The organism is Nocardioides sp. Root1257, from assembly GCF_001425175.1.
Taxonomy (GTDB): Bacteria; Actinomycetota; Actinomycetes; order Propionibacteriales; family Nocardioidaceae; genus Nocardioides.
Window position 1 is genome coordinate 86218 of the sequence record NZ_LMDV01000008.1, and the last position, 13886, is coordinate 100103.

Annotated in this window: 21 protein-coding genes; 13 read left to right on the plus strand and 8 right to left on the minus strand. The window is 71.8% G+C overall.

Going from position 1 to position 13886, the window contains the following annotated elements:
* The first annotated feature begins 1 nt into the window (after nucleotide 1).
* Entirely contained in the window at nucleotides 2-652 is a 651-nt protein-coding gene (locus tag ASC77_RS08480; RefSeq protein ID WP_056151038.1) for an acetoacetate decarboxylase family protein, read from the plus strand.
* A 17-nt stretch (nucleotides 653-669) separates the two neighbouring features.
* On the plus strand, nucleotides 670-1074 hold the full coding sequence (locus tag ASC77_RS08485; RefSeq protein WP_056151040.1) for an MmcQ/YjbR family DNA-binding protein: 405 nt from the start codon (nucleotides 670-672) through the stop codon (nucleotides 1072-1074).
* Here the strand turns inward: ASC77_RS08485 and ASC77_RS08490 are convergent.
* The 4 genes from ASC77_RS08490 to ASC77_RS08505 form a co-directional block, all read right to left on the minus strand.
* A complete protein-coding gene (locus tag ASC77_RS08490; RefSeq protein WP_056151042.1) occupies nucleotides 1071-1748 on the minus strand; it encodes an SDR family oxidoreductase in 678 nt (225 codons plus the stop codon). The two genes, ASC77_RS08485 and ASC77_RS08490, sit on opposite strands and share 4 nt — an antisense overlap.
* Nucleotides 1748-2716, minus strand: a complete 969-nt coding sequence (locus tag ASC77_RS08495) for a zinc-binding dehydrogenase (RefSeq protein ID WP_056151044.1) — start codon at nucleotides 2714-2716, stop codon at nucleotides 1748-1750. The genes ASC77_RS08490 and ASC77_RS08495 overlap by 1 nt, the downstream gene beginning before the upstream one ends.
* A 20-nt stretch (nucleotides 2717-2736) precedes the next feature.
* The gene (locus ASC77_RS08500) at nucleotides 2737-3912 is read right to left on the minus strand and encodes an NADP-dependent malic enzyme (protein WP_056151046.1); all 1176 of its coding nucleotides are present in this window, start codon (nucleotides 3910-3912) and stop codon (nucleotides 2737-2739) included.
* Between the two features lie 132 nt (nucleotides 3913-4044).
* The gene (locus ASC77_RS08505; RefSeq protein WP_235547546.1) at nucleotides 4045-4320 is read right to left on the minus strand and encodes a S24/S26 family peptidase; all 276 of its coding nucleotides are present in this window, start codon (nucleotides 4318-4320) and stop codon (nucleotides 4045-4047) included.
* A 96-nt stretch (nucleotides 4321-4416) separates the two neighbouring features.
* On the opposite strand from ASC77_RS08505, the gene sodN reads away from it, so the two are divergent.
* The 3 genes from sodN to ASC77_RS08520 all read left to right on the plus strand — a co-directional run bounded on the left by sodN (nucleotide 4417) and on the right by ASC77_RS08520 (nucleotide 6218).
* The gene (gene sodN / locus ASC77_RS08510) at nucleotides 4417-4818 is read left to right on the plus strand and encodes a superoxide dismutase, Ni (protein ID WP_056151050.1); all 402 of its coding nucleotides are present in this window, start codon (nucleotides 4417-4419) and stop codon (nucleotides 4816-4818) included.
* Between the two features lie 143 nt (nucleotides 4819-4961).
* Nucleotides 4962-5387: an anti-sigma factor gene (locus ASC77_RS08515; protein WP_056151052.1), complete on the plus strand. Its 426-nt coding sequence runs from the start codon at nucleotides 4962-4964 to the stop codon at nucleotides 5385-5387.
* 27 nt (nucleotides 5388-5414) lie between these two features.
* Nucleotides 5415-6218, plus strand: coding sequence for an RNA polymerase sigma factor SigF (locus ASC77_RS08520; protein WP_156391002.1), 804 nt, complete (start codon nucleotides 5415-5417; stop codon nucleotides 6216-6218).
* A gap of 13 nt (nucleotides 6219-6231) precedes the next feature.
* Here the strand turns inward: ASC77_RS08520 and ASC77_RS08525 are convergent, their stop codons facing one another.
* Nucleotides 6232-6639, minus strand: a complete 408-nt coding sequence (locus ASC77_RS08525; RefSeq protein WP_056151056.1) for a hypothetical protein — start codon at nucleotides 6637-6639, stop codon at nucleotides 6232-6234.
* A gap of 221 nt (nucleotides 6640-6860) precedes the next feature.
* Here ASC77_RS08525 and ASC77_RS08530 point away from each other — a divergent pair, with 221 nt between their 5' ends.
* Complete coding sequence (locus ASC77_RS08530) at nucleotides 6861-7112, plus strand: WhiB family transcriptional regulator (protein ID WP_011755173.1); 252 nt, start codon at nucleotides 6861-6863, stop codon at nucleotides 7110-7112.
* Between the two features lie 24 nt (nucleotides 7113-7136).
* Here ASC77_RS08530 and ASC77_RS08535 read toward each other — a convergent pair whose 3' ends face one another.
* Nucleotides 7137-8612, minus strand: coding sequence for a sensor histidine kinase (locus ASC77_RS08535; protein WP_056151058.1), 1476 nt, complete (start codon nucleotides 8610-8612; stop codon nucleotides 7137-7139).
* Between the two features lie 67 nt (nucleotides 8613-8679).
* Here ASC77_RS08535 and ASC77_RS08540 point away from each other — a divergent pair, with 67 nt between their 5' ends.
* From ASC77_RS08540 to ASC77_RS08565, 7 genes are all read left to right on the plus strand, one after another.
* Complete coding sequence (locus ASC77_RS08540) at nucleotides 8680-9531, plus strand: DUF2785 domain-containing protein (protein ID WP_056151060.1); 852 nt, start codon at nucleotides 8680-8682, stop codon at nucleotides 9529-9531.
* 23 nt (nucleotides 9532-9554) lie between these two features.
* Nucleotides 9555-11183 (plus strand): acetolactate synthase, encoded by a 1629-nt coding sequence (locus ASC77_RS08545; RefSeq protein WP_056151061.1) that lies wholly within the window; start codon nucleotides 9555-9557, stop codon nucleotides 11181-11183.
* Entirely contained in the window at nucleotides 11176-11673 is a 498-nt protein-coding gene (locus tag ASC77_RS08550) for a GNAT family N-acetyltransferase (RefSeq protein ID WP_056151063.1), read from the plus strand. Before ASC77_RS08545 ends, ASC77_RS08550 begins: the two co-directional genes overlap by 8 nt.
* Nucleotides 11673-12056: a thioesterase family protein gene (locus ASC77_RS08555; protein ID WP_056151064.1), complete on the plus strand. Its 384-nt coding sequence runs from the start codon at nucleotides 11673-11675 to the stop codon at nucleotides 12054-12056. The genes ASC77_RS08550 and ASC77_RS08555 overlap by 1 nt, the downstream gene beginning before the upstream one ends.
* A gap of 59 nt (nucleotides 12057-12115) precedes the next feature.
* Nucleotides 12116-12190: a 50S ribosomal protein bL37 gene (locus tag ASC77_RS27855; protein ID WP_369759046.1), complete on the plus strand. Its 75-nt coding sequence runs from the start codon at nucleotides 12116-12118 to the stop codon at nucleotides 12188-12190.
* Between the two features lie 80 nt (nucleotides 12191-12270).
* Nucleotides 12271-12513 (plus strand): hypothetical protein, encoded by a 243-nt coding sequence (locus ASC77_RS08560; protein WP_056151066.1) that lies wholly within the window; start codon nucleotides 12271-12273, stop codon nucleotides 12511-12513.
* Entirely contained in the window at nucleotides 12510-12914 is a 405-nt protein-coding gene (locus ASC77_RS08565) for a DUF6325 family protein (protein WP_056151068.1), read from the plus strand. The genes ASC77_RS08560 and ASC77_RS08565 overlap by 4 nt, the downstream gene beginning before the upstream one ends.
* A 3-nt stretch (nucleotides 12915-12917) precedes the next feature.
* Here the strand turns inward: ASC77_RS08565 and rsrA are convergent, their stop codons facing one another.
* Both rsrA and ASC77_RS08575 read right to left on the minus strand, forming a co-directional pair.
* Nucleotides 12918-13211 (minus strand): mycothiol system anti-sigma-R factor, encoded by a 294-nt coding sequence (gene rsrA, locus ASC77_RS08570; RefSeq protein ID WP_056151069.1) that lies wholly within the window; start codon nucleotides 13209-13211, stop codon nucleotides 12918-12920.
* Nucleotides 13208-13882, minus strand: a complete 675-nt coding sequence (locus tag ASC77_RS08575; protein ID WP_082574594.1) for a sigma-70 family RNA polymerase sigma factor — start codon at nucleotides 13880-13882, stop codon at nucleotides 13208-13210. The genes rsrA and ASC77_RS08575 overlap by 4 nt, the downstream gene beginning before the upstream one ends.
* Between the last annotated feature and the right edge of the window lie 4 nt (nucleotides 13883-13886).

A 13886-nucleotide genomic window follows, 5' to 3' on the forward strand; every position in this document is an offset into this window, starting at 1 on the left:
CATGACGATCGAGTGGGTGGCGTCCCGCGACGCCGAGGTGACCTATCCCGCGGCACCGTGGGACATGGTCGGCCAGCTGTGGCTGTCGATCTTCAACCTGCGGGAGTCCGTCGACAGCCCCGCCGGGATCCGGCCGGCCGGCACGTACGGCGCCGCCTTCGTCTCCTACGAGCAGGGCAGCCCGCTGACCTACTCCGAGCTCCTCGTCGCCCGCCTGGTCGACGCCGGCACGTACGGCCGGTGCGTGTCGATCACCGACATCTGGGTCGACTCCCCCGCCTCGGTCGCCGGCGGGCGCGAGCTGTGGGCGATCCCGAAGGGCCTCTGCGACTTCGACCTCGACTCCAGCCACCGAGGTCCGCTCTCCTCGACCACCTGGTCCGCCTCGGCCGGCCGCCGACCGATCGCCAGCGCGTCGTTCACCGACGTGAGCCGGGCGATGTTCCGCATCCCGTTCAAGGGCACCACCTGGCAGCCCGGCATCGAGGACACCGACGGCGAGGAGCGCACCGCCGTGCTCCAGGGGTCGTCCAAGACGCTCCCGTGCCGCGGGCGCTGGGACTTCGCGGCCGACGGTCCCCTCGGCTGGATGCGCGGCGCCCGGCAGTTCGCGTCGTTCCGCCAGGCCGACTTCACGATGTCCTTCGGCTGAGTGTCGTTCGGCTAGTCGTGGTCCTCCGCATCGAGCCCGACGCAGACGTCGTACGCCGGATCGCCGCGATCGCGACCCGCCTGCCCGAGGTCGTCGAGGAGGACGCCTGGACCGGCGTGCGCTGGCGGGTGCGGACGCACACGTTCGCGCACGTGATGGTCGCCCAGGAGGGCTACGAGTCGGCCTACCGCGACATCACCGGCGACCCGGAGACACGCACCGTGCTCACCTTCCGCGCGAGCGGCGACGAGCTGCTCGCGCTGACCCATGCGGGCCTGCCGTTCTACAAGCCGCCGTGGTCGCCGACCATCGTCGGCATGGTCGTCGACGACGACACCGACTGGGCGGAGGTGGCTGAGCTGGTCACCGAGTCCTACCGCTTCCAGGCACCGCAGAAGCTGGTGCGCCTGCTCGACACCTAGCCTCCGGGCCGGACGGTCAGGTCGGGGATCGTGGCGTCGCGCGGCAGGTCGAGCACGTGCAGGATCGCGTCGGCGACGGTCTCCGGACGGATCCACGCCGCGGCGTCGTACGCCTTGCCCTCCTGCTCGTGCACCTTCTCCTGCATCGGGGTGGCGGTGCGGCCCGGGTAGACGGTCGTGACGCGCACGCCCGTGTCGACCTCCTCACCGCGCAGCGAGTCGGCCAGGGCACGCAGGCCGTGCTTGGAGGCGGCGTACGCCGACCACTGTGGGTGCGCCGTGAGGCCGGCGCCGGAGTTCACGAAGACCACCGTGCCGCGGCCGTGCCGCAGCGCGGGCAGCGCGACCCGGGTCAGGGTCGCCGGCGCGACCAGGTTGACCCGCAGCTGGGTGGCCCAGTCGTCCACGGAGAGCTCCGAGACCGGGCCGAGCTCCACGACGCCAGCGGCGTGCACGACCGAGTCGAGCGTCTCCGGGAGGGTCAGGGACTCGACGGACTCCGGCCGGGCGAGATCGGCGACGAGCACCTCGGCGCCCGGCAGGTCGGCGGCCAGCTCCTCGGCGCGCTCCTCGGACCGGGCGATGACGACGACCTCGTCGCCGCGCTCGAGCAGGCGGTGCGCGAGCACGGCGCCGATGCCCGAGCCCGCCCCCGTGACGAGATGGGTGGCCATCAGAGCGTGAACACGATCTTGCCGAACTGCTCGCCGCCGAGCATCGCCGCGAAGCCGTCGCGCGCCTCGGTCATCGGCAGGGTCCGGTCGATCAGCGGCCGGGCGCCGGTGGCGTCGAGCATGGACACCAGGCCGGCGAGCTCGTCGCTGGTGCCCATCGTCGAGCCGATGACGCTGAGCTGGAGGAAGAAGATGCGGGTCAGCTCGGCGTCGTCGAGGTTCGGCCCGGACGTCGTGCCCGACGTGATGATCCGGCCGCCGGGACGCAGCGCCCGGATGGAGTGCGACCAGGTGGCACGACCGACGGTCTCGATCACGGCGTCGACCTTCACCGGCAGCCGGGCGCCGGACTCGAAGGCGTCGTGCGCACCGAGCTCGAGCGCCCGCGCCCGCTTCGCCTCGTCGCGGCTGGTGACCAGCACCCGCAGGCCGGCGGCCCGCCCGAGCACGATCGCCGCGGTCGCGACGCCACCGCCGGCACCCTGGACGAGCACGGTCTCCCCTGCGCGCAGCTCGCCGCGCGTGAAGAGCATCCGGTACGCCGTGAGCCACGCGGTCGGCAGGCAGGCCGCCTCGGCGAAGGAGAGCGACGCCGGCTTCGGGACCACGTTGCGGCGAGGCACGGCGACCTTGTCGGCGAACGTGCCCTGGTAGCGCTCCGAGAGCAGCGACCGCTTCGGGTCCAGCGTCTCGTCCCCCGTCCACGACGGGTCGCTGATCACCGCGTGCACGACGACCTCGTTGCCGTCCTCGTCGAGACCGGCGGCGTCGCAGCCGAGGATCATCGGCAGGGCCTCCTCCCGGAGGCCGACGCCGCGCAGCGAGAACAGGTCGTGGTGGTTGAGCGACGCAGCCTTCACGCTCACGGTGGTCCACCCGTCGGGGACGTCCGGGTCGGGCCGCTCACCCACCTGGAGCGCGGTGAGCGGGTCGTCCTTCGAGAACTGGTCGGCGTAGACGGCGAACATCCCTCGAACCTACCGAGGACCTATCGGCGAGCGACACCGTCCCGGCGTGCGGCATCCGCCACAGCGCTCGCCACCGCCGGCCCGACGCGCGGGTCGAACGGCGACGGGATGACGTACTCCTCGGTGAGGGCGTCGCCGACCAGCCCCGCGATCGCCTCGGCCGCCGCCAGCTTCATCCCCTCGGTGATCGAGGTGGCGTGCGCGTCGAACGCACCCCGGAAGATGCCGGGGAAGGCGAGCACGTTGTTGATCTGGTTGGGGAAGTCCGAGCGGCCGGTGGCGACGACCCGGGCGTGGCGGTGCGCGACGTCCGGGTGCACCTCGGGGTTCGGGTTGGCCATCGCGAAGATGATCGCGTCCGGGGCCATCCGCGCGACGTCCTCCTCCGGGACGTTGCCGCCGGAGACGCCCAGGTAGGCGTCGGCGCCGTCCAGCACGTCGGCGAGCGTGCCCGTGCGACCCGTCCGGTCGGCCGTCAGCTCGGCCAGCTCGCGCTTGACCGGGGTCAGGTCGTTGCGCCCGGAGTGCACGACGCCCTTGCGGTCGGTGACCGCGAGGTCCTTGATGCCCGCCTCGAGCAGGATCTTGGCGATCGCGACACCGGCCGCACCGGCGCCCGAGATGACGACCCGGGTCGACTCCGGGTTGCGGCCGGTCAGCGCGAGCGCGTTCTTCAGTGCGGCGAGCGCGACGACGGCCGTCCCGTGCTGGTCGTCGTGGAAGACCGGGATGTCGAGGAGCTCCTTGAGGCGGTCCTCGATCTCGAAGCAGCGAGGCGCGGAGATGTCCTCGAGGTTGATGCCGCCGAAGCTGGGCGCGAGGCGGACGACCGTCTCGATGATCTCCTCGACGTCGGTCGTCGCCAGGCAGATCGGCACGCCGTCGACGCCGCCGAACTGCTTGAACAGCACGGCCTTGCCCTCCATCACCGGCATCGCCGCGGCCGGGCCGATGTCGCCCAGGCCCAGGACTGCGGTGCCGTCGGTCACGACGGCGACGGTGTTGGGGACCCAGGTGTAGTGCTGGGTCATCGACGGGTCCTCGGCGATCGCCTCGCAGACCCGGGCGACGCCCGGGGTGTAGGCGAGCGAGAGGTCGTCGGCGCCGGACAGCGCGACCGTCGCGCGTACCTCCATCTTGCCGCCCACGTGCAGGTCGAAGACCGGGTCGCCGGAGAAGGGGTGCGAAGCAGACATGGAGGAGCTTTCGATCGAGACGTGCGGGCAGGCAGCTTGACGTGCGGTGGGGTCCGGATCGGAGCGCGGGGTGGTGCGCGAGTCGATCGACGGGCCTCGGGGGTTCTCCCTCTCCGCCAGTCTGGCACAGCCTCAGAAGCGGCGGGGTCGCGGCCAGACCCTGGCCACGGTGACAGCGATCACGTCCGCGTCGGCGACCGGTCCACGGTGCCGGGAGTCGACGCCCTCGTCCGGGTTGTCGCTCAGCAGCCACCAGGCCGCCGAGCCCGTTCGCGTCGTACGACGCTCGGTGGCGCGCTTCACGGCGACGGTGCCGTCGGGGAGGCGGGCGACCACGAGGTCGCCCGGCACCACCGTCTGCCGGTAGGCGACGAGCAGCCGGTCGCCGTCCTGGAGGGTCGGGGTCATCGATCGCCCAGTGACCAGGGCGAATCCCCACCGCGACATACGGGTAGTGTCGCAGTGCTAGCCCCAGACAACCGAAGAGAAGACGAGAGGACCCGCATGTTCGCGAAGCTGTTCGCCCCCACTCTCGAGGTATCCGCTCACTGCGACCTCCCCTGCGGCGTCTACGACCCCGCGCAGGCCCGCATCGAGGCCGAGTCGATCAAGGCGATCATCGCCAAGGTCGCCGACAACGACGACCCCGACTTCCGCACCCGGGCGATCCTGATCAAGGAGCAGCGCTCCGAGCTGGTCAAGCACCACCTCTGGGTGCTGTGGACCGACTACTTCAAGCCCCCGCACTTCGAGAAGTACCCGCAGCTGCACACCCTCGTCAACGAGGCGACGAAGCTCGCGGGCGCCAGTGGCACCAAGGGCGAGCTGGACGCGGCCAAGGCCGACGAGCTGCTCGCCAAGATCGACGAGATCGCTGAGATCTTCTGGGAGACCAAGAAGGCCTGAGCTCGCTCAGCCCTTCTAGGGCGGCACTCCAGACCGAGTTAGTGGGACCAGTTCCCCGGGTACGAACACCCGCGGGGACTGGTCCCGCTACTGTTTCCGGACCGGTCTCGGACCCCCACCAGACCCGAGCACAAGGACGACACATGGCATCGATCGGCGCGACTTCCGGCCCGAGCGCGAGCGAGGAGGCCAGCAAGGCGGACGTCGAGCTGCGCGTGCCCGCTGACCGGGCCTACGCGTCCGTGCTCCGTACGACGACAGCCGGCCTGGCCGCACGCCTGGACTTCCCGATCGACGACATCGAGGACCTGCGGATCGCCGTCGGCGAGGCGTGCGCGATGGTCCTCGGCGAGGCGGTGGCCGGCACCGACCTGGTGTGCCGCTTCTACCAGCAGCCCGGGGAGCTCACGGTGAGCGTCACCGGCACCGTCGACGGCGCCATCGAGCCCGACGAGGACAGCTTCGCCTGGCAGGTCCTCACGACGCTCGCGACCAGCGCCCGCGCCGACTCGAGCGACTCGACGTTCACCGTCTCCCTGTCCATGGCGTCCTCGGTGGGGGGACCGTGACGTCGCTCCAGGAGCATGGTCACTGACATGACGGTCTCGGACGACGGGCTGGAAGACTCCCTCACCGGGATCGACCTGACCCGACACCGCAGCGCCCAGCTGTTCGTCGCGCTCCGCGACGAGGAGGCGTCCGAGGCGAGCCGCGCCGCAGCGCGCGAGAGCCTGGTGCACCTCCACCTGCCGCTCGTCGAGCACTGCGCCCGCCGGTTCCGCAACCGCGGCGAGCCGCTCGAGGACCTCGTCCAGGTCGGCACCATCGGCCTGATCAAGTCGGTCGACCGCTTCGACACCGACCGCGGCGTCGAGTTCTCGACCTACGCGACGCCGACGATCATCGGTGAGATCAAGCGCTACTTCCGCGACAAGGGCTGGGCGATCCGGGTGCCGCGGCGGCTCCAGGAGCTGCGCATGCAGATCGGTACGGCGAGCGCGGAGCTCACCCAGAGCCTGGGCCGCTCCCCCACGCCGCGCGAGCTCGCCGAGGCGATCGGCTGCACCGTCGAGGAGATCGTCGAGGGCATCGAGTCGAGCAACGCCTACTCCACGCTGTCGCTCGACGCGAGCGACGACAGCGACGACGGCGCCGCCACCATGCTGGACGCGATCGGGGTCGACGACGAGGGCCTCGAGCACGTCGAGATCCGCGAGTCGATCAAGCCGCTGCTGGACCGCCTGGCACCGCGCGAGAAGAAGATCCTGCTCCTGCGCTTCTTCAAGAACATGACGCAGTCGCAGATCGCCGAGGAGATCGGCGTCTCCCAGATGCACGTCTCCCGACTGCTCAACCGGACTCTCGAGCAGCTCCGCACCTCGCTCGAGGAGCAGAGCTAGCGGTCTCTCCCGGTCAGTCCGGGACCGAGTTCTGCTCGCCGTCGTCGGCGAGCGCGGCCAGGCTGGCGGGGTGGATGACGCCGACCAGCACGAGCGCGGCGACCACGGCGATGGCGACGGCCACCCCGGTGGTGTCGCCGCCGCGGAAGCTCCACGCCACGCCGAGGCCGATCAGCTGCGTCAGCACCACCGGGCTCCGCGCCCAGGACTGCCCGCGGACCAGCGACCAGGCGCAGAGCAGCAGCCCCGCGCCGTACGCCGCGAAGAAGATGCTCGTGGTCGCACCCATGGCGACCCGGTCGGCGTCGAGGTTGGCGACCTCCAGGACGGCGAACGCGAGGAGCAGCAGTCCCTCGACGGCGACCAGCGACGCGGCGACGATCAGCGGCGCCGGGCGGTTGGGGGACGGGCGTAGGCTCACCCGTGCAGCCTAGAAGAGCCTGGCAACGACCCCGACGGCAGCCGCCCGCACCACGCGGCTGTGACGGACAAGACCATGTCAAGGGGTTGTTTAACGGTCAAAATGTTGCCAGTCTTGACGCAGTGCTCGACGACGAGCCGGTTTCGTCATGCCCATGGTGCTGACGGCCGCTACCCACTGTCGACCTCCCCTGATCATCGATGAAAGAAGGCCCCCGAGCCATGGATTGGCGCCACCGTTCTGCGTGCCTCGACGAGGATCCGGAACTGTTCTTCCCGATCGGCAACACCGGTCCGGCCATCCTCCAGATCGAGGAGGCCAAGCAGGTGTGCCGACGCTGCGAGGTGCGCGAGCAGTGCCTCGCGTGGGCGCTGGAGGCCGGACAGGACCACGGCGTGTGGGGTGGCCTGAGCGAGGACGAGCGGCGCGCCCTGAAGCGCCGCAACGCCCGCGCCCGCGTGCGCACGGCCTGAGGGACCGACTACCTGAAGGACCGACTACTCGACCGGTAGGTCGAGCGCTGCCCGCGTGCCCGCACCGTCGGGCCGGGGTCCCAGCTCCAGCTGGCCGCCGAGCTCGGACTCGACGAGCGTCCGCACGATCGACAGGCCCAGGCTGCTCGAGTCGTCCAGGTCGAAGCCGTCCGGGAGGCCGCGCCCGTCGTCGTCCACGGTGACGTGCAGGCGACCGACGAGCCGCTGCGCGCTGAGCACGATCTGGCCGCTCAGGTCGGCGACGTCGGGGTCGTAGCCGTGCTCCACGGCGTTCTGGAGCAGCTCGGTCAGCACCATCGCCAGCGCTGTCGCCGACTCGGAGGGCAGCACGCCGAAGGTGCCGGTACGTCGGACCCGCACGCGGCTCCCGAGCGCGCTCACGTCGGTCACCATCCGGCCGAGCGGGTCGATGATGTCGTCGAAGTCCACCTGCTCCTCGACCGCCTGGCTGAGGATCTCGTGGACGATGGCGATCGACCCGACCCGGCGCACCGCCTCCTCCAGGGCGAGCCGGGCCGACTCGTTGTCCATCCGGCGGGCCTGGAGCCGCAGCAGCGCGGCCACGGTCTGGAGGTTGTTCTTCACCCGGTGGTGGATCTCGCGGATCGTGGCGTCCTTGGTGACCAGCTCGCGGTCGCGCCGGCGCAGGTCGGTGACGTCGCGGACGAGCACCAGCGCGCCGATGTGGTCGCCCTGCGGCCGCAGTGGGATGGCCCGCACGATCAGGGACACCCCGTCCGTGCCGATCTCGGTGTCGCGGTGGGCGCGGCCGCCGAGCACGGCACTGAGCGTCTCCTCGTCGGGCCGGCGCCGCGGTGGCACCAGCTCACGGGTCGTCTCCGCGAGGGACAGCCCGGTCAGGTCGCCGGAGAGCCCGAGCCGCCGGAAGACCGAGAGCCCGTTGGGGCTGGCGTAGACGACGCGGCCGGCCGCGTCGACGCGCAGGAACCCGTCGCCGACGCGCGGGGTGTCGGCGTGGTCGCTGCGCTGGCCGGACGCCGGGAAGTAGCCGTGGGCGATCATCTGCGTCAGGTCTGCGGCCGACTGCAGGTAGGACAGCTCCAGGCGGCTGGGGGTGCGTACGCCGAGCAGGTTGGTGTTGCGCGCGACCACCGCGATCACCCGGCCGGCGCGGCGCACCGGGATGGTCTCCACCCGCACCGGCACGTCGTCGCGCCACTCCGGGTCGCCCTCGCGGACCAGCCGCCCCTCGGCGTACGCCGCGTCGATCAGGGGCCGCCGGCCGACCGGGACGAAGGTGCCGATCACGTCGTCGATGTAGGCCGTCGGACCGGTCGTCGGCCGCATCTGCCCGGCCGCCCAGAACCCCTTGCCCTCCCGGTCGGGCAGCCACAGCACCAGGTCGGCGAAGGACAGGTCGGCGATGATCTGCCAGTCCGCCTGGAGCAGCTGGAGCCACGCGACGTCGTCCGCGTCGAGCTCCGTGTGGCTGCGCACCAGGTCAGTGAGGGAGGGCACGGTCGCAAGGGTAGAACCGGCGGGACCGGCACTGGACGTCAGACCAGGCTTTGGCAGGATGGCCCCCATGTCCGGGTCATACTGGCGGAACGTTCACGCCGAGGGTCTCGCGGTCCCCTCCGACCGCCCGCTCCACGAGCTGACCGCTGAGCTCACCCGGATGCTCGGGGACCCCGACCCGGCCCTGCGCGACGGCACGGCGTACCCCGCCCTGATGACCTGGATCGAGCGCGGGGTGTACGACGACCTGCTCGCCGGGCTCGGCGACGGGATGGCCGCCGGGCTGCTGGTGGGCATCGGCGAGCGCGACACCGACAGCGTCTTCCGCCGCAGCTTCTCGGCCCTCGTGCTGGGCGAGTGCATCGCCCGCGACAACCGGCGACCGCTGCTGCCGGGCGGCAAGATCCTGGAGTGGGGCGACCGGCTGACGACCTGGCTGCTGCGCGAGCGGGACCTGCGCGGCTTCGTCCCCGGCAAGGGCTGGGCGCACGCCGTCTCGCACGCGGCCGACACGATGGCGATCCTGGCCCACTCGCCGCACCTGGCCACCCCCGAGCTGACCGTGCTCCTCGACGTCATCGCCGACCGGCTGCTGCTGCCGGTCGACCGTCTCTTCAGCAGCGGAGAGGCCGACCGGCTGGCCTTCGCGACGGTGGCGATCCTGCGCCGCAACGTGGTGCCGCTGCGCGTCCTCGAGCCCTGGATCGCGCGGATCGCCGCAGCCGCCGGCACCCGCTCGACCTACGACGACCGGGACCCCTACCTCGCCGGCGGCAACGCCGAGGCGTTCCTGCGCGCGCTCTACCTGCAGCTGTCGCTGGGTGCCCGCCCGCCTCAGGTGCGCTCCGACCTGCTGCTCGTCGTGGTGGACGCACTCAAGGGCACCAACCACGCCTACCTGGTCACTACTGGGGAGTGACTACGGGTGAGTAACGTTCGGGCATGCCCGAAACCGAACTGACCGGCCACGCCGGCGAGCTCGCCGTCGCCGTCGCCCGCGCCCACGGCGTGGAGACGATGTTCACGCTCTCCGGTGCGCACGTCTTCCCGATGTACGACGGGGCGGTCAAGGCCGCGGACCCGATCACGCTGCTCGACGTACGCCACGAGCAGACGGCGGCCTTCGCCGCCGAGGCGACCGGCAAGCTGACCCGGGTGCCCGGACTGGCCGTGCTGACCGCCGGTCCCGGCGTGACCAACGGTCTGAGCGCGGTCGCACAGGCGCAGTTCGCGGGCTCGCCGATGGTCGTCGTCGGCGGCCGCGCGCCGCAGGGCCGGTGGGGCACCGGCGCCCTCCAGGAGCTCGACCAGCCGCCGATCTTCGCGCCCGTCTCCAAGCTCGCGCGCACCATCCCGACCGCCGGCGAGGTGCTTGACGGCATGCACGACGCGTTCGTCACCGCGGGCTCCTCGCACCGCGGGCCGGTCTTCGTCGACGTCCCCATGGACGAGCTCTTCAACAGCGCCACTGGCACGGTGCCGACAATCGGGCCGCTGCGCGGTGCCGACCCGGACCCCGACGCGGTGACCGCGATCGCCGGGCTGCTCGCCGCGGCGAGCCGGCCGGTGCTGATCCTCGGCACCGACGTGTGGGCCGACCACGCGGAGGAGGCGGCGCTGCGCTTCGTCGAGTCCGCCGGTGTCCCCACGATCACCAACGGCATGGGCCGCGGCGTCGTGCCAGGAGGCCACCCGCTGCTGGTCACCAAGGCGCGCAGCCAGGCGCTGAAGGGCGCCGACCTGGTGGTCGTCGTCGGCACGCCCCTGGACTTCCGGCTCGGGTACGGCGTCTTCGGCGAGGCGCGCGTCGTGCACGTCGCCGACTCCCCCGGCCAGGTGTCGACGCATGCCGAGCTCGCGGGCTCCGTGTCGGGCGACCTGTCCTCGGTCTTCGACGGGCTGCTCGCCGCCCTGGGCGGCCACGACTGGTCGACGTGGGTCGTCGACCTGCAGGCCGGCGTCGCTGCTGCGATCGAGCGCGATGCCGCACTGCTCGGCGCCGAGGCCGACCCGATCCACCCCGCCCGCATCTACGGCGAGCTGCTGCCCCGGCTCGCCGAGGACGCGGTCGTGATCGGCGACGGCGGCGACTTCGTCAGCTTCGCCGGCAAGTTCGTCGAGCCGAAGCGGCCCGGCGGCTGGCTCGACCCCGGGCCCTACGGGTGCCTCGGTGCCGGGCTCGGCGCCGCCATCGCCGCTCGGATCGCCCGACCCTCCTCGCAGGTCGTGCTGCTCCTCGGCGACGGCGCCGCCGGCTTCTCGCTGATGGACGTCGACACCCTGGTCCGGCACAACCTGCCGGTCGTCATGGTGATGGGCAACAACTCCGCCTGGGGCCTGGAGAAGGGCCCGATGCAGATGCTCTACGGCTACGACGTGATCGCCGACCTCGCCCCGCGCACGGCGTACGACGAGGTCGTGCGCGCGCTCGGCGGCGCCGGCGAGACGGTGACCGACCCCCGCCAGATCGGCCCGGCCCTGGACCGCGCCTTCGCCTCGGGCGTGCCCTACCTGGTCAACGTGATCACCGACGTCGAGGCCGTCTACCCGCGGGCCAGCTTCGGTGTCTGAGCGCCACGCCGTCGCGGTCCGGCGCGCCCGGCCCGAGGACCTCGAGGCGGTCGGCGAGATCACGGTGGCGGCGTACGCGGAGTTCACCGAGGGCCCCGAGGACGGCTACATCGCCCTGCTGGGCGACGCCGCCCGGCGCGACCGCGAGGCCGAGCTGTGGGTCGCGGAGATCGACGGCGTCGTGGTCGGCAGCGTGACCATCGCGCCGCTCGGCTCGGCGTGGCGCGAGATCGCCGCGGACGACGAGGGTGAGTTCCGGATGCTGTCGGTCTCCCCGACCGCGCGCAGGCGCGGCGTGGGCGACGCGCTCGCGCGCCTGGTCGACGACCACTTCCGCGACCTCGGGTGTCGCGGCATCGTGCTGTCCAGCCTCGCGCAGATGACCTCGGCGCACCGGATCTACGAGCGGCTGGGCTACCACCGGGTGCCCGAGCGGGACTGGTCACCGGCTCCCGGCGTCGACCTGCTCGCCTTCGCGAAGGAGCTGTAGTGGACGCGACCCTGAGCTTCACGGTCACCGACGAGGACACCGCGATCGCCGTCGGCTCCGGCTCGCTGCCGGTGCTGGGCACGCCGCGGCTGCTGGCGTGGTGCGAGGCGGCGACCTGCGCCGCGATCGAGCCGTCGCTCCCGGCCGGGGCGACGAGCGTCGGCACCCGCGTCGAGCTGGAGCACCTGGCTGCCAGCGCGGTCGGGCAGCAGGTCGAGGTGACCGCCTCCTCGACGTACGTCGACGGACGGCTGCACCGCTTCACCGTCGCCGCCCGCAACCTGGTGGACGGTGCGGGCGGGAAGGTCGTCGCCACCGGCGAGGTCACCCGCGTCGTCGTCGACGTCGAGCGGTTCCTGAGCCGGATTTCACCTCAGCCCTGACGTTTGAGAGGATGGTCGTTGGCCCCCGGGCCAGACTCGTCTCGATCAGGAGGAACACCATGGGCAAGACCGGCCGCAAGCGCCGCGCTCGCAAGAAGAAGGGCGCGAACCACGGCAAGCGCCCCAACGCCTGAGCGCAGCATCATCGACTGATCCCTCGAACCGCCCGGTTCGGGGGATCTTTCGCATCTCCGGGGTGCGACATGGTGGCGCCATGGTGGTCCTCGTCCCTCGACAGATCCGGATGACCGGCATGACCGGGTCGGTCCCCTACTACGGTGGCCGCTTCACGCCCCGCCAGGCGTACGCCGCGTCGCACCCGCCGCCGCGGGCACCGGCCGCACCGCCGCCGGCGGACCCTCAGGCGAGCCTGGCCGCGCTCGACCGGCTGCTGGCCGAGGGTGTCATCACCGCGCAGGAGCACGACGACCTGCGCGCCCGAATCGCAGGCCGATGAGCGCTCCCGTGCAGGTCCTCGTCGTCGGCTTCGAGGAGCCGTCGTTCTCCGGAGCCGTGGTCGCGGAGCTGGACCGGCTGCGCGACGCCGGCGTGGTCCGGCTCGTCGACGTCCTGCTGGTGCGCCGGGACGAGGACGGCACGTTCGACACCCTTCCGGCTCCGGAGGGAGCAGACCCGGGACTCGGCGAGATCGTCGCGAGGGTCCTCGGCACCGAGGACGGCGACACCGTCGACGGCGCGTCCTGGTCGCTCAGTGACGCCGTGCCACCGGGCGGCCTGGCCGCTGTCGCGCTCCTGGAGCACCTGTGGGCGGAGCCGCTGGTCGGCGCGATCAGCGCCGCAGGGGGCCAGCCGCTCGCCGAGCTCTGGCTCCCACCCGAGGACCGGGCTCGTCTCTAGGGATCAGCCCTCGGTGACCTGGATCTGGACCTGGACCTCGCGGATCCGGAAGAGCACCCGCTCGCGCAGGTCGTCGGGCGCCACCTCGGCGCAGGAGCGCGCGACCACCGACTTCACGGTGCGCTGCAGGTCGTACTTCTCCAGGCACGGGTTGCAGGTGTCGAGGTGCACGCGGACCGCGGAGCAGTCCGCCTCGTCGAGCTCGTTGTCGATGAAGTAGACGATCCGGTCGAGGAACTCGGCGCAGTCGGCTGCCGACGGCTCGCTGCCCGTCGGGTGCGGGTGGTCGTGGCTCATGACCCGTTCCCCTCGCGTCCGACGGTGAGCAGGTCGTTGTCGCGCACGTAGTCCGAGAGCAGGTCGCGCAGCTGGCGCCGGCCCCGGTGCAGCCGGGACATGACGGTGCCGATCGGGGTGTCCATGATCTCGGCGATCTCCTTGTAGGCGAAGCCCTCGACGTCGGCGAGGTAGACCGCGAGCCGGAACTCCTCGGGCAAACGCTGCAGCGCGTCCTTCACCTCGGAGTCGGGCAGGTGCTCGAGCGCCTCGGTCTCGGCGGACCGGAGCCCGGTCGAGGCGTGCGACTCGGCGCGGTGGAGCTGCCAGTCCTCGACGTCCTCGGACATCGACTGCTGCGGCTGCCGCTGCTTCTTGCGGTAGTTGTTGATGAACGTGTTGGTCAGGATGCGGTAGAGCCAGGCCTTGAGGTTGGTGCCGGGCCGGAACTGGTGGAAGGAGGAGTACGCCTTGGCGTAGGTCTCCTGCACCAGGTCCTCCGCGTCCGCCGGGTTGCGGGTCATCCGCATGGCGGCGGAGTAGAGCTGGTCGAGGAAGGGCAGCGCCTCCCGCTCGAAGCGAGCAGAGCGGTCGGCCTCGGACTCGGTCGCCACATCGATGGATGCGGGGTCGACCTCGGGGTCCAGGGTGGGTACGACGGCCTCTGGGGTCGTCTCAACAGGGTCAGTCATCGTC

Coding starts and splice junctions, on each gene's coding strand:
- ASC77_RS08575 (WP_082574594.1), bottom strand. CDS start 13,882: ATGACTGACCCTGTTGAGACGACCCCAGAGGCCGTCGTACCCACCCTG.
- ASC77_RS08540 (WP_056151060.1), top strand. CDS start 8,680: ATGTCCGGGTCATACTGGCGGAACGTTCACGCCGAGGGTCTCGCGGTC.
- ASC77_RS08515 (WP_056151052.1), top strand. CDS start 4,962: ATGGCATCGATCGGCGCGACTTCCGGCCCGAGCGCGAGCGAGGAGGCC.
- ASC77_RS08560 (WP_056151066.1), top strand. CDS start 12,271: ATGGTGGTCCTCGTCCCTCGACAGATCCGGATGACCGGCATGACCGGG.
- ASC77_RS08480 (WP_056151038.1), top strand. CDS start 2: ATGACGATCGAGTGGGTGGCGTCCCGCGACGCCGAGGTGACCTATCCC.
- ASC77_RS08500 (WP_056151046.1), bottom strand. CDS start 3,912: ATGTCTGCTTCGCACCCCTTCTCCGGCGACCCGGTCTTCGACCTGCAC.
- ASC77_RS08495 (WP_056151044.1), bottom strand. CDS start 2,716: ATGTTCGCCGTCTACGCCGACCAGTTCTCGAAGGACGACCCGCTCACC.
- rsrA (WP_056151069.1), bottom strand. CDS start 13,211: ATGAGCCACGACCACCCGCACCCGACGGGCAGCGAGCCGTCGGCAGCC.
- sodN (WP_056151050.1), top strand. CDS start 4,417: ATGTTCGCGAAGCTGTTCGCCCCCACTCTCGAGGTATCCGCTCACTGC.
- ASC77_RS08545 (WP_056151061.1), top strand. CDS start 9,555: ATGCCCGAAACCGAACTGACCGGCCACGCCGGCGAGCTCGCCGTCGCC.
- ASC77_RS08490 (WP_056151042.1), bottom strand. CDS start 1,748: ATGGCCACCCATCTCGTCACGGGGGCGGGCTCGGGCATCGGCGCCGTG.
- ASC77_RS08505 (WP_235547546.1), bottom strand. CDS start 4,320: ATGACCCCGACCCTCCAGGACGGCGACCGGCTGCTCGTCGCCTACCGG.
- ASC77_RS08565 (WP_056151068.1), top strand. CDS start 12,510: ATGAGCGCTCCCGTGCAGGTCCTCGTCGTCGGCTTCGAGGAGCCGTCG.
- ASC77_RS08530 (WP_011755173.1), top strand. CDS start 6,861: ATGGATTGGCGCCACCGTTCTGCGTGCCTCGACGAGGATCCGGAACTG.
- ASC77_RS08520 (WP_156391002.1), top strand. CDS start 5,415: ATGACGGTCTCGGACGACGGGCTGGAAGACTCCCTCACCGGGATCGAC.